This window comes from Allobosea sp. GW821-FHT10B12, from assembly GCF_059415545.1.
Genome location: NZ_JBWKNL010000001.1, coordinates 305482 through 319216 on the forward strand (window position 1 = coordinate 305482; position 13735 = coordinate 319216).

The 13735-nt window shown below is 66.4% G+C and carries 8 protein-coding genes; 4 read left to right on the plus strand and 4 right to left on the minus strand.

Annotated features, from left to right (window positions below; genetic code table 11):
- Positions 1-142 precede the first annotated feature (142 nt).
- Together dksA and AC07O0_RS01515 are read left to right on the plus strand one after the other, a co-directional pair.
- Entirely contained in the window at positions 143-565 is a 423-nt protein-coding gene (dksA, locus tag AC07O0_RS01510) for an RNA polymerase-binding protein DksA (RefSeq protein WP_494619447.1), read from the plus strand.
- Between the two features lie 251 nt (positions 566-816).
- The gene (locus tag AC07O0_RS01515) at positions 817-5745 is read left to right on the plus strand and encodes an autotransporter domain-containing protein (protein ID WP_494619448.1); all 4929 of its coding nucleotides are present in this window, start codon (positions 817-819) and stop codon (positions 5743-5745) included.
- Between the two features lie 10 nt (positions 5746-5755).
- On the opposite strand, the gene AC07O0_RS01520 is transcribed toward AC07O0_RS01515, so the two are convergent.
- The 3 genes from AC07O0_RS01520 to AC07O0_RS01530 are packed head-to-tail and all read right to left on the minus strand — an operon-like array spanning position 5756 to position 9101.
- Positions 5756-6613 (minus strand): PCC domain-containing protein, encoded by an 858-nt coding sequence (locus AC07O0_RS01520; RefSeq protein ID WP_494619449.1) that lies wholly within the window; start codon positions 6611-6613, stop codon positions 5756-5758.
- Entirely contained in the window at positions 6610-8247 is a 1638-nt protein-coding gene (locus tag AC07O0_RS01525) for an acyl-CoA synthetase (RefSeq protein ID WP_494619450.1), read from the minus strand. Before AC07O0_RS01525 ends, AC07O0_RS01520 begins: the two co-directional genes overlap by 4 nt.
- A complete protein-coding gene (locus AC07O0_RS01530; protein WP_494619452.1) occupies positions 8244-9101 on the minus strand; it encodes an IclR family transcriptional regulator in 858 nt (285 codons plus the stop codon). The genes AC07O0_RS01525 and AC07O0_RS01530 overlap by 4 nt, the downstream gene beginning before the upstream one ends.
- A 190-nt stretch (positions 9102-9291) precedes the next feature.
- On the opposite strand from AC07O0_RS01530, the gene AC07O0_RS01535 reads away from it, so the two are divergent.
- The gene (locus AC07O0_RS01535; protein ID WP_494619453.1) at positions 9292-11190 is read left to right on the plus strand and encodes a TRAP transporter large permease; all 1899 of its coding nucleotides are present in this window, start codon (positions 9292-9294) and stop codon (positions 11188-11190) included.
- 145 nt (positions 11191-11335) lie between these two features.
- A complete protein-coding gene (locus tag AC07O0_RS01540; RefSeq protein WP_494619454.1) occupies positions 11336-12349 on the plus strand; it encodes a TRAP transporter substrate-binding protein in 1014 nt (337 codons plus the stop codon).
- Positions 12350-12483: 134 nt separating this feature from the next.
- Here AC07O0_RS01540 and AC07O0_RS01545 read toward each other — a convergent pair whose 3' ends face one another.
- The gene (locus AC07O0_RS01545) at positions 12484-13659 is read right to left on the minus strand and encodes a hypothetical protein (RefSeq protein ID WP_494619455.1); all 1176 of its coding nucleotides are present in this window, start codon (positions 13657-13659) and stop codon (positions 12484-12486) included.
- Positions 13660-13735: the final 76 nt, after the last annotated feature.

A 13735-nucleotide genomic window follows, 5' to 3' on the forward strand; every position in this document is an offset into this window, starting at 1 on the left:
CCAGCACTTTGCCAGCTTGTTCACGGCTGCGCGAAAGCGATTGTTCCCGATGTGACCAATCGCTATAAGGGCGCCAAATCGGCGGCCTCGACACGGCAAAGCCGGCGGGCCTTCGAGCGGACGTTCATGCAAAAGGCCTCTCATGTCGAAGCAGATCAGTCTCGATCCTGACTACAAGCCCACCGACAACGAGCCGTTCATGAACGAGCGGCAGCGCGAATATTTCCGCGGCAAGCTGCTCGCCTGGAAGGAGGAGATCCTCAAGGAGGCCAAGGAGACCCTGGTCACCCTGCAGAGCGAGAGCGAGAACCACCCCGACATCGCCGACCGCGCCTCCTCGGAGACCGACCGGGCCATCGAGCTGCGCGCCCGCGATCGCCAGCGCAAGCTGATCTCGAAGATCGACGCCGCGCTCTCCCGCATCGAGGACGGTTCCTACGGCTATTGCGAGGAGACCGGCGAGCCGATCTCGCTGAAGCGCCTGGAGGCCCGCCCGATCGCGACGCTTTCGCTGGAGGCGCAGGAGCGCCATGAGCGCAATGAGCGGGTGTTCAGGGACGATTGAGGCGCGGTTGGCGTATCGCCCCCTTATCGAAGGCCCCGCAGGCAACTGCGGGGCCTTCTTTGTGTCGAGCAAGGCTTCCCGATCCTGTCGGCCGACCCATCGCGGATGTTGCGCCCTGGCAATCCGTCCTCCCCTCCGAACGGCTCGTTGCACGATTGCCGCACCTTGCCTTTCTGAACGGTTGTGAATGGCTGTTCATTGCCTTGCCGGTGCCCTGGCGTAAGCCTTCCGCAACGGCCGGGGAACAAGACGTGGCTATACCGCTTCTCGATGGAAAATGGGGCAGCTTGGCCCTGCGGCTGGCGCTGCTCGCCGGCACGGCGCTCGTCGCGCCTGCCCACGCTCAGAATGCGACCTGGCACGCGACGCCGGTCTCGACCAATTTCAATGCCGGCCTGAACTGGGACACACTAGTGCGGCCGACCGGCACCGCCTTCTTCGGCACGTCGACGATCACGAACCTGTCGTTCGCGAACGATGTCACCATCGGCGGATGGACGTTCAACGCCAATGCCGCGAACTACACCTTCAACACCAACCGGATTCTGGAGTTCATCGGAGCGGGTATCGTCGTCAACGGCGGCAGCGCGACCATCAGCAACAGCGGCGACCTCTTTTTCCGGAACGCCAGCTCTGCGGGCAGCGCCTCGATCACGAACAGCTTCTTCACGGAGTTCCACGACACCAGCACGGCCGGCAACGCCACCATCACCAACACGGCTTACCTGCTGTTCCATAGCAACAGCACGGCCGGCAACGCGACGATCGTCAACAATAGTCTGACCAATTTCCAGACGTCGAGCACGGCCGGAAACGCATCCATCACAAATAACCACAACCTGAGTTTCTACGATACGAGCAAGGCCGGCAGCGCCACCATCACCAACAAGAACAACTTGATCTTCTATGACAGCAGCTCTGCCGACAGCGCGACCATCGTCAATGAGAGCAGCCTGATCTTTCGCGGCTTCAGCACGGCTGGCACGGCGACGATCACAACGGCTGCCGGGGCGACGACCCAGTTCATCGCCGCCGGCAGCAGCGCCGGGGCGCGCTTCATCACCCAGGCCGGCGGCACGGTCGATATCTCGGATCCCACCGGATTGGCGGCGATGACGGCCGGTTCGATCGAGGGCGCCGGCAACTACGTCGTCGGCGCCAAGCAGTTCACGGTCGGCTCCAACAATCTCTCGACCGAGGTGAGCGGCGTCATCTCCGGCAGCGGCTCGCTGGTCAAGACGGGCACGGGCACGCTGACGCTGACGGGCACGAACACCTATACCGGCGCAACCACGGTGAGCGGCGGAACCCTTTTTATTACCGGAAGCATTGCATCGGGCACGGTCACCAACGCGGCCACGCTGTACTACGCAGACCACGCCAGCGCCGGCAGCGCCACCATCATTAACAGCGATGTCCTTAGCTTCATCAACAACGGCACGGCGGGTAGCGCCACCATCACCAACAACAGCATCGCCCTCTTCAGCGACGGCGCCACGGCCAGCAGCGCCACCATCACCAACAACGACCGCCTTGCTTTCTCCTTCAGCGCCACGGCCGGGAACTCCACCATTACCAACGCCGGCTCCCTAATTTTCTACAGCTCAAGCACGGCCGAGAGCGCCAACATTACGAACAACAACAGTTTCTCGATCTTGTTTCGCGACTTCAGCACGGCGGGAAACGCCACCATTACCAACAACAGCGGCGGGAATCTGGATTTCAACCACTCCAGCACGGCAGGCGATGCCGCCATCACCAACAGCGGCAACCTGCGCTTCAACGACAGCAGCACCGCGAGCAGCGCCGCCATCACCAACAACGACGCCCTTGCTTTCTTCGGCGCCAGCACGGCGGGCAGCGCCACCATCACCAACAACCACAATGTGTACTTCTACGGCACCAGCACAGCGGGCAATGCAGCCATCACCAACAGTGGCTACCTGAGCTTCAACAACGCCAGCACGGCGGGCAGCGCCACCATCACCAACAACAATAATCTGTACTTCTACGATACCAGCACGGCCGGCAACGCCACCATCTTCAACACCGGCCAGGTGGACTTCAACGCGGCCAGCACGGCTGGCAACGCCACCATCACCAACGACGGCACGCTGCGATTCAACAACACCAGCACGGCGGGCAATGCCACCCTTGTCAACAATGCTGGTGGAACGGTCGATTTCTCGGGCAGCACCGGCCCTAACGGCGACGGCAAGCAGAGCGCGGGATCGATCGCGGGCGCCGGCAATTACGTCCTCGGTGCCAATGAGTTGACGGTCGGCTCGAACAACCTCTCGACCGAGGTGAGCGGTGACATCTCCGGCGCCGGCTCGCTGGTCAAGACCGGCACGGGCACGCTGACCCTGACCGGAGCCAAAAGCTATACCGGCAACACGACGATCGCGGCCGGCACGCTCCAGTTCGGCAACGGCACGTCAAGCGGCAGCATCAATCTGGCCGGCAGCGTCAATGTGACCGGCGGCACGCTGGCGATCCAGGCGCCAACGACCCTGACCGTCGCCCAGACCGTGACCTTCGGCAACAGCACCACGCTGTCCATCGCCGCCGGCGCGAGCAGCCCCGCGCTCTCCGCCAACAGCATCACGATCGGCAACGGCGTCACCTTCAACCTCAGCGGCATCGCCGACGCGAGCCAGCTCGACCTGGTGCTGATCGACACCGCCTCCGGCATCAGCGGCGACTTCGCCAGCATCAGCGTCGGCGGCTTCAGCGGCACGGTGGACTATCTCACCGTCTCCACCCGCAAATCGGCTGACGGCCGGCAATATCTCGCCAGCTATAGCCTGACCTGGAACGCCGGCAACACTCTCGCCCACGGCACCTTCACGCTGACCAACGCCACCGACAGCTTCACGGTCGGGGCGGTGCTGGCCGATCAGACGGCGAACCCTGCGACCGGCTGGAACGGCACCTCGCTGACCAAGGCCGGCGCGGGCACGCTGATCCTGACGGGCACTAACACCTATACCGGCGGCACGACGATTTCGGGCGGCACGCTCCAGATCGGCGATGGCGGCACGACCGGCTCGATCCTCGGCGACGTCGTCAATAATGGCCAGCTCGTCTTCAATCGCAGCGGCTCGCTCGGCTTCAACGGCGCCATCAGCGGCACGGGCGGGCTGACCAAGACCGGCGCCGGCACGCTGACCCTGTCCGGCACCAACACCTATTCTGGCGCGACCTCGATCGAGGCCGGCGCGCTCTTCATCGACGCTGCCCGGGCGATGTCGGCGGCTTCGGACTACACGGTCGCTTCGGGCGCGACGCTGCAGGTCAGCGACAGTCTGGGAGCGATGACTGCCGGCTCGATCGCCGGTGCGGGCAATATCCAGATCGGCACCGGCACGACACTGAAGGCCGGCAGCAGCAACGCCTCGACGACCTTCTCCGGGTCAATCAGCGGCAATGGCGGGCTCGACAAGACCGGCACCGGCACGCTGACGCTGACGGGAGCCAACACCTACACCGGCTCGACCAAAGTCTCGGGCGGCAAGCTCGTCGTGAACGGCTCGCTGGCGAGCACAGTGACGCTAGACGGCGGTTCGCTCGGCGGCTCGGGCACCATCGGCGGCGTCAGCGTCGCCAGCGGCGCGACGATCGCGCCGGGCAACTCGATCGGGACCCTGAGCGTCTCCGGCAATGTCGCCTTCGCCAGCGGCTCGACCTATCAGGTCGAGGTCAACGCCGCCGGGCAGAGCGACAGGATCGTCGCCTCCGGCAACGCCAACATCACCGGCGGCACGGTGCAGGTGCTGGCCGAGACCGGCAACTACGCGGCCGCGACGAACTATACCATCCTCACCGCCTCGGGCGGCGTCACCGGCACGTTCACCAGCGTCAGCTCGAACCTGGCCTTCCTGACGCCGTCGCTCGGCTATGACGCGAACAACGTCACGCTGACCATGACGCGCAACGACACCGGCTTCGGCCCGGGCGGTGGGGACACCGGCGGCGGCACGACACCGGGTGGTGGCACGTCTGGCGGCTCCGGCGGCACGGGCGGCAATTACATCGCCCAGACCCGCAACCAGGGCTTCATCGCCAATGCGGCCGAGGCGCTCGGCGCTGGCAATCCGGTCTATGACGCACTGATCTCGGCGACGGCGGCCGAGGCTAGAGCCGGCTTCGACCTGCTCTCGGGCGAGGCCCATGCCCAGGCGGTCAGCGTGATGATCGACGAGAGCCGGCTGGTGCGCGACACCATTCTCGGCCATCTGCGCGGCCCGCTGCTCACGCCGGCTCCGGGGCAGGTCGCCGCCTCGTTCAGCGCCGATCTTCCGGGGCGCAAGGGTGCGGTCGCGATGGCTGCTCCGCTGCCGCAGCCGCGCTACACGCTCTGGGGCGAGGCTTTCGGCAGCGCCGGCACCAGCGATGCCGACGGCAATGCCGCGAGCGTGAGCCGCCGCAGCGGCGGCGCCCTGCTCGGCGCCGACCTGATGCTCTACGATGCGCCGGGCTCGTCGCTGAAGGTCGGCGTCGCCGGTGGCTACAGCCAGTCGCGCTTCGATCTCGATGCGCGCCTGTCCTCCGGCAAGCTCGAAAGCGGCCATGCCGCGCTCTATGCCGGGGCGCGTGTCGGCCAGCTCAGGCTCGACGCTGGCGCGGCCTATTCCTGGTCGGAGAGCGACATCCGCCGCCAGGTCGCGATCCGCGGCTTCGGCGACCTCTTGCGCCTGCAGCGTCCGGGGCAGGTCCTGCAGGGTTTTGCCGAGCTCGGCTATGGCTTTGCCTTCACGGGCTTTGCGCTCGAGCCCTTCGCCCAGCTGGCGCTGCTCCGGGTCTCGACCGATGCCGGCACCGAGCAGGGCGGCGCGGCGGCACTGCGGGTCCTCTCCTCCGAGCAGACGCTCGGCTTCACCACGCTCGGCCTCAGGGCCGAGGCGCAAATCGGGACGATGCCGCTGTTCGCCCGGGCCATGCTCGGCTGGCGCCATGGTTTTGGCGAGCTCACCCCGCAGGCCCGCACCGCCTTCGCCCTCGGCACCAGCCCGGCGGTGGTCTTCGCCGCCCCGATCGACCGCAACGCCCTCACCGCCGAGGCCGGCCTCGACTGGCGCATCTCGCAGGCCACCGCGCTCGGCCTGACCTACTCCGCCGCCATCGGCGAGCGCGCCAGAGACCACGCCCTCAAGGGCAGGGTCGAGATGCGGTTCTGAGCCGGGGGCGCTACTGCGCCTCCAGCAACAGCTCCAGCGTCATCAGCACCGGATTGTCACCGCGCTTGAGCGCGCCCTGCGCCATGCCGCCGGTATAGTCGACCAGTGCGATGGCGAGCGCCGCTTCCGGCCTGCCATCGACGCCCGGCGCGACATGGCCGGCCGTGATCGCGATCTCGGTGGCGAAGGGTTCGATCGTCCGGGCGTCGGCGAAGTGCGCCCCGATGGTCGAGCCGACGCCGCCATGGACGACGGCGTGGGCGATGCCGCGTTCGCCGCAGAACTCTTCGAGTGCCGTGAAGACGTCGCGGTTCGGCCGCAGCCGCAGCACGAAGAAGCGCCCGCCGGCGCCTGCACCGGTGCTCGGCCGCTGCGCCGGCATGAACAGCTTGAAATTGGTCTCAGGGTCATGGCCAGCGACGAAGCCGGCGCCATCCAGCCCGACCGCGTCGACGCTGATCGGTTCGGCCAGGAAACTCTGGTCCGGCAGGATATGGCCGCCATTGTGCCTGCCATGGGCCTCGCGCCACAGGGCGTGGCCATGAAAGAACGGCGCGCCGTCGCGCTCGCCGAAGGTTAGCGCTCCCGTCTCGATCCGGGTCACGCCCTCCGGCCGGAAGGTCTCGCTGTAGAAGGCGGCATGCTCGGGCGTCGCCGAGAGCGCCGGCATCACATAGGCGAAGGGGGCGAGGGTGAGCCCGGCCGGCAGGCGCAGCACGCCGCTGGAAAAGCCCTCCGCAGCGAAGGCCCCCGCGATCGCATCGAGCAGCAGGCCGGGTTTCAGCTCCAGCGTGAGCTTGCGGCCGCGCGCCTCGGCCCACTGGATGCGCTCGGCTTCGGCCGGACCCGGCTGCTGGATCGTCCTCACGCGGAGGCTCCCGGCGCGCGGACGAAGTCGAGCAGGCCGCGCTTCTCCAATTCGTCGCGGACGAGGCGCTTCGGCACCTTGCCGTAGCCGGATTTCGGCAGCTCCTCGAAGAAGAAGAAGCGCTTCGGCATCTTGTAGCGCGGGATCTTCTCGGCGAGGTAGCTCGCCAGCTCGTTCTCGTCGACAGGGCTGCGGGCGACGCAGACGGCGACGCCGATCTCACCCCAGACCGCATCGGGCACGCCGAGCACGGCGGCCTCGGCGATCTTGGGATGGGTCAGGATCTTCTCCTCGATCTCGCGCGGATAGATGTTCGAGCCGCCGGAGATGTACATGTCCGAGGCGCGGCCGGTGATGTAGGTAAAGCCCTCTTCGTCCATATGGCCGAGATCGCCGGTGCGGAACCAGCCATTGCGGAAGGATTTCGCATTGGCTTCCGGGTTCTCGTAATAGCCGGCGAAGACGGCCGGGCCGATCACGCAGATCTCGCCGGTCTCGAAAGGCTTCAGCTCCGCGCCCTCGTCGTTCTGGATCGAAACCTGGATGCCGGTGCGCTCGATGCCGCAGCTGCCGATGCGCGCTTCCGGCCCGTCCTCCTCTTCGTGCAGATAGGTCGGCAGCACGGTGATGTTGCCGGTGACCTCGCCGAGCCCGAAATACTGCACCAGCACCTTGCCGAGCTTGGCGAGCGCCGTCTTCTGGTCCTCGCGATACATCGGCGCGCCGGCATAGATGACATGGCGCAGGCTGGAATGGTCGTGCTGGTCGACGGCCGGATGCTCGACCAGCATCTTCAGGATCGTCGGCACGGTGAAAATGTTGGTGACCCGATGCTTCGCGATCAGCCGGAAGGCCTCGTCGATGTCGAAGCGCTCGGTCGGCAGCAGGATCGAGGGCGCCCCGCGGGCCGCCAGCACGAGCTGGTGCACACCGGCGCCATGCGACAGCGGCGCGACCACGAGCGAGGCGTCTGCTTCCGTCGAGCCCGGCACGAGGTCGGCGAGATGGTTGGTGACGACGAAGCCCATCTGGCCATGGGTTAGCACCGCCGCCTTGGAGCGGCCGGTGGTACCGGAGGTGAAGAAGAACCAGCAGGGATCGTCGCGGTCGACGACCGCGTCCGGCACATGGCTATCCTGATGCGCGGCAATCGCCTCGGTCAGCGTCGTCTCGCCGAAAGAGCCCGCGCCGATCCGCCAGGTGAACGCGAGCGCCTTGCTCTCCTTGGCGACGGCTGCGGCATGATCGGGGAAATCGCCATGACAAAGGAAGCCCTTGGCGCCCGAGGAGGTCGCGAGCCAGGCGACCTCGTCCGGCATCAGGCGAAAGTTGGTCGGCACCCAGACCGCGCCAAGCCGGAATGCGGCGAACATCGAGACGAACATCTCGTCGCAATTCTTCGAGTGGACGAGGATGCGGTCGCCCTTGCCGATGCCGCGCGCGGCGAGAGCGGCGCAGAGCGCGTGCGCCGCCGCATCGAGTTGCCCCCACGTCCATTGCCGCTCGCCCCAGATCAGTCCGGGCCGGTCGCGGAAGCGGCGGGCATTGCGCGTCAGGACATGCGCGAGGTTCATCACTCGCGTCGTCACGGGCTTTTGCCCACCGGCCGGGCCGGTGTCCGCAGCGCTCGTCATGGCGTCGTCTCCGCTGTCCTGATCTCGTCTTGCGCCGGCTTCGGCTGCGCCTGCCGCCGGTCGAGCATGGCCGCGATCCTCGTCTCGACCTGCCGCGCCTCGTGGCGCAGCAGGACGGCGAGTTCCTCCTGCCGCTGCGGCTGCATGCGCGAATCGATCGCGGCGATGCTGAGCGCGCCGGCGATGCGCCCGTCCGGATAGCGCACGCCGACGCCGATGCCCCAGGAGTTTGTGACGATGCGCCCCGGGTTGAGGGCAAAGCCCTGCGCACGCGCCAGCGCGATATCGGTGATGAGCTGGGCAGGCGAATAGGCGGGGTAGCGTGCCGCGAGCACGGCACGGTTGGCCTCGATCACCGCGCTGGATTCGGTGTCCGGCATCAGCGCCAGCATGGCGAGCGAGCCGGCGCCGACCCCGAGCGGGTGCTGGTCGCCGGCCTGCAGGGCATGGGTGCGCACCGGCCAGGTGCCTTCCTCGCGATGCAGGCAGATGGCGAAGCGGTCACGCCGGATCGAGAAGAAGCTGGTATCCTGCGTCGTGTCCGAGAGCGCGTGCAGGCTCGCCATGGCGAGGTCGAGCAGGCCATGGCGCTGGCCCGAGAGCAGGCCGAGGACGAAGGCCTCCTCGCCGAGATGGTAGCGCCTTGTGCGCACCTCCTGCTCGACCAGGCCGGCCCGCATCAGCGCCAGCAGCAGGCGCCGGACGGTCGGCTTGTTCAGGCCGCTCTCCTCGACGATCTCGCTGAGCGGCAGGCCCGATGCGCTCTCGCGGCCGACGAGCGCCAGCAATCGCAAAGCGCGATCGACGCTCTGCGAGCCTGAGAGATCGGGCGTCGGCATGATCTCGGGCTGCATTTCCTCTGCCGTATTGGGTCCATGATGCGGACCTCTCATCTGCTTTAAAGGTGTAGATGGCGCTGCCAGCGATTGCAACAGCGGTCGATCCGTGTATGTTCCAGCCGGAACGAGCGAGCAAAATCGCCATAATGTGGACCCGTTGGATCGGCGATGCCGGCAGAACGGGCGGATGGGAGGAGCGGCCCTGATGGCCGAGACGAGCACGAGCGCCGCCGCCGGCGCGCATGCCAGCGATGGCGTCGCCGCGGTCCTGGAGAGCCTCGACCATACCCCAAAGCGTGTCGGCTCGGCGCTGGTGCGCCCGCTCGAAATCATCGCCGCGTGCCTGCTCGTCGCCATCGTCACCCTGCTGCTCGCCGGCGTGACCTCGCGCTATGTCCTGTCGATCCCGGTGGTTTGGATCGACGAGGCCGCCTCGATCTGCTTCCTCTGGCTCGCCATGCTCGGCGCCGCGATCGCGATCGACCGCAACGAGCACCTGCGCCTGACGCTGTTCGTCGGCATGCTGCCGGAGCGCCTGCGCGGCCTTGTCCATGCCTTCGGCCTGCTCGCGGTCGCGACCTTCCTCGCAGTGATGACCTGGCCGGCGATCGACTATGTCATCGAAGAATCCTACGTCACCTCGGCGGCGCTCAACATCCCCTCGAGCTATCGCGTCTCGGCCATCGCCTTCGGCATCATCGCCATGCTGGCGCTGGTGCTGACCTATGCCGTCCGAACCTGCACGCTGCGCGACCTGTTGATTTCGGCTGCGGTGATCGGCGTCGTCGCGGCCGTCTTCTTCCTGCTGACGCCGGTGTTCAAGACGCTGGGCTACGTCAACATCGCGATCTTCCTGCTCGGCGTCGTCGGCCTCTGCCTCGTCGCCGGCATCCCGATCGCCTTCTGCTTCGGGCTGGGCGCGCTCTGCTTCCTCTCCTTCAGCACCAGTGTGCCGATCTTCGTGATGATCGGGCGCATGGACGAGGGTATGTCGAGCCTGATCCTGCTCTCGGTGCCGATCTTCGTGCTGCTCGGCTGCGTGCTCGATGCCACCGGCATGGGCAAGGCGATCGTCGATTTCCTCGCTTCGCTGCTGGGCCATGTCCGCGCCGGCATGTCCTATGTCCTGCTCGGCTCGCTCTTCCTGGTCTCGGGCATTTCCGGCTCGAAAGTCTCCGACATGGCGACCGTGGCGCCGGCGCTGTTCCCCGAGATGAAGCGCCGCGGCTACCAGCCCAAGGAATTGATCGCGCTGCTCTCGACCGGCGCCGCCATGGCCGAGACCGTGCCGCCCTCGATCGTGCTGATCGTGCTCGGCTCGGTCGCCGGCGTCTCGATCGCCGGGCTCTTCACCAACGGCCTCGTCGTCGCGAGCGTGCTGCTGCTCGTGCTTGCGATCCTGGCGCGCTGGAAGGCCCGCGGCGAGATGCTGAAGGGCGTGCGTCGCGCCCCTTTCGCGACGATCTGGAAGACCGCGTTGATCGCGGCGCCGGCGCTCGTCCTGCCCTTCCTGATCCGCAGCGCCGTCGGCGGCGGCGTCGCCACCGCGACCGAGGTCTCGACCATCGCCGTGCTCTACGCGCTGATCGTCGGCATCGTGCTCTACGGGGGCATCAGCTGGCGCACCTTTTACGGCATGCTGGTCGAGACCGCGGCGCTCTCGGGCGCGATCCTGATGATCCTGGGCACCGCCTCGGCCATGGCCTGGGCGCTGACCCAGACCGGTTTTGCCCGCGATCTTGCGACCGCGATGTCGCATCTGCCCGGCGGCTGGATCAGCTTCATGGCCGTGACGGTCGTGGTCTTCATGATCCTCGGCTGCGTGCTCGAGGGCCTGCCGGCGATCGTGCTGATGGCGCCGCTGATGTTCCCGATCGCCAAGAGCCTCGGCATCAACGACGTGCACTATTCGATGGTGGTGGTCACCGCGATGAATATCGGCCTGATGACGCCGCCGATCGGCATCGGCTTCTATATCGCCTGCAAGATCGGCAATGTCGAACCGGATGAGGCGATGGGCGCGATCTGGCCCTATCTGCTGGCCCTGCTCGCCGGCCTCGCCATCATCGCCTACGTCCCGTCCTTCTCGACGATGTTCCTGTGATGGGCGCCATGCCGCCCGATCATGGCCGCCCGTCTTGCCCGTCGATTGTGAAACGGCTGAAACCCGCGCCAGCATGAGCAAAACGCCTTTGTGCGCCCGGCTGAGGACGCGCTGACCAATGAAGAACCTTCAGGGAGGAAAGACCATGTCGATCTCACGCCGCACGATCCTGCAGGGCGCCACCGCCGCCGCCACGATCGGCACCTTCTCGATCGCCCGCGCCCAGACGCCGGAATTCACCTACAAATACGCCAACAACCTGCCGGTCTCGCACCCGATGAACCTCCGCGCCACCGAGGCGATGGAGAAGATCAAGGCCGAGACCAATGGCCGGGTCGTCATCCAGATCTTCCCGAACAACCAGCTCGGCTCCGACACCGACATGCTGAACCAGGTCCGCTCCGGCGGCGTCGAGTTCTTCACGCTGTCGCCGCTGATCCTCTCGACGCTGGTGCCGAACGCCTCGGTCAGCGGCATCGGCTTCGCCTTCCCGGACTATGACTCCGTCTGGAAGGCGATGGACGGCGAGCTCGGCGCTTATGTCCGTGGCCAGATCGCCAAGGCGAACCTGCATGTCATGGACAAGATCTGGGACAATGGCTTCCGCCAGATGACCTCGTCCAAGGGGCCTATCAACTCGCCGGCCGACCTCAAGGGCTTCAAGATCCGCGTGCCGGTCTCGCCGCTCTGGACCTCGATGTTCAAGGCCTTCGACTCGGCTCCGGCCAGCATCAACTTCGCCGAGGTCTACACCGCCCTGCAGACCAAGATCGTCGACGGCCAGGAGAACCCGCTCGCGATCATCGCGACTGCCAAGCTGTTCGAGGTGCAGAAGTTCCTCTCGCTCACCAACCATATGTGGGACGGCTTCTGGTTCCTGGCCAATCGCCGCGCCTGGGAGCGGCTGCCGCAGGACCTGCGCACCATCGTCGCCAAGAACATCGACGCCGCCGCTTTGCTGGAGCGTGCCGACGTCGCCAAGCTCAATGCCGGCCTGCGCGAGGAGCTGACCTCCAAGGGCATGGTCATCAACCAGACCAAGGCCGACGAATTCCGCGCCACGCTGCAGAAGGCCGGCTTCTATGGCGAGTGGAAGGGCAAATACGGCGACGAGGCCTGGGCGATCCTGGAGAAGGCGGTCGGCGGCAAACTCGCCTGAGTTCTTCGAACGACCGAGCCACAACCGTCATGGTCGGGCTTGCCCCGACCATCCACGTCTTCGCTAGTCGAGGGTTGCGTTCAAGACTTGGATGCTCGGCACAAGGCCGAGCATGACGGCGAGGGTCGGTTTGCTCACCCGCCCTTCTTTGCGCCCTTGCCCGGCTCGCTGAAGTCGAGCTGCTTCTGCAGGCCAAGCTGGACGACGAAGGCCGGAACCGCCTCCAGCCCGGTATCCTTGGTCTTGCGCCAGGCGGCGGAGGCGGTCGCGGTCATGCCGGCACCGAGGCCGCGGGCATAGTCGAGGCCGATGCTCGACGTGCGGGTCGTCGCGTCGAGCCCGAGATAGTCCTCGAGCTTCTGCCGGACGGTGAGGGAGAGCGCGTTCGTCTCGTTGAAGCGGGCGGTCAGCTTGCCTTCGTGCTGGGTCACGAGGTTGACCACGGCGAAGGGCAGGGTGGTGTCCTCGGCAGTGCGGCCCGAGGACAGGTCGAGCGTCAGCATCTGGTAGGGAACGCGCAGCTTGGCCGTATAGAGCAGCTTCTTCTCGTTCTCGAACTCCCTGTCCGGGAAGATGATCTGCAGCGGCGAGAGCGAGGCCTCGAAGCTCGCCCCGTTGAACGCGGTCGAGACGAACAGGTTCGGCTGCAACCGGTAGTTGTCGCGGCGCATGCCGAGATAGTCGGTGCCGTTGGTGAAGCGCGTCCGTGACGCCATGAAGGAGACGCCGATCTCGGTGTCGCCCTGGCGCCAGGCGATCCCGGGCGTGATGCCGAGGGTGGCGAGGTTCTCGTCCTGCGGCAGGAAATCGCCATCGACGAAGACGTTGCGCTCGTTAAGCGCGGCAAGTCGCGCCTCGGCATTGGCGAAGAGCCTGAAGGAGCCGAGGCTGAGATTGAGCCGCTCGCGCCATGTCAGGCTGTTGCGGCGGCGCGACCAGGTCTGCTCGTTCTCGAGCGCGAGCGAGGACTGCAAGGTGAGCCGCTCGCCGATGCCGGTGGCGTGCTTCAGCGTCAGGGTGTGCTGCCGGCTGGCCGCGAGCTGGCGCGGATCGTACTGCGTGTCGACCAGGAGGAGGTCGAGCCCGTAGCCGTCCTGCACTGTCCCGCGCAGGTAATTCCAGCTCGCGAAGCCGGTCAGCGTCGGGCTGCCCTTCTCGCCCTTGCTGTTGGTCGGGCTCGAGTCGAAGCCGCCGCGCAATCCCACCACCGCCGTCGAGACCAATGTTTCGGCCGGCTCGTCGCCAGCGGTGGCCGGATGAGTGCTGAACAACACGCAGCAGAGTGCGAACACCGTACGGATAGGACGCATGAACATCCTCTCTTTCAGTGGAGAGTAGATGATCATGCCTAATGGATAGTTAATCTCGAAGAGAATTCACGTGTCA

What these genes read in the sequence shown, in the direction of transcription:
- dksA (WP_494619447.1), top strand. Translation starts at nt 143, where the DNA reads ATGTCGAAGCAGATCAGTCTCGATCCTGACTACAAGCCCACCGACAAC.
- AC07O0_RS01525 (WP_494619450.1), bottom strand. Translation starts at nt 8,247, where the DNA reads ATGACGAGCGCTGCGGACACCGGCCCGGCCGGTGGGCAAAAGCCCGTG.
- AC07O0_RS01530 (WP_494619452.1), bottom strand. Translation starts at nt 9,101, where the DNA reads ATGCAGCCCGAGATCATGCCGACGCCCGATCTCTCAGGCTCGCAGAGC.
- AC07O0_RS01535 (WP_494619453.1), top strand. Translation starts at nt 9,292, where the DNA reads ATGGCCGAGACGAGCACGAGCGCCGCCGCCGGCGCGCATGCCAGCGAT.
- AC07O0_RS01540 (WP_494619454.1), top strand. Translation starts at nt 11,336, where the DNA reads ATGTCGATCTCACGCCGCACGATCCTGCAGGGCGCCACCGCCGCCGCC.
- AC07O0_RS01545 (WP_494619455.1), bottom strand. Translation starts at nt 13,659, where the DNA reads ATGCGTCCTATCCGTACGGTGTTCGCACTCTGCTGCGTGTTGTTCAGC.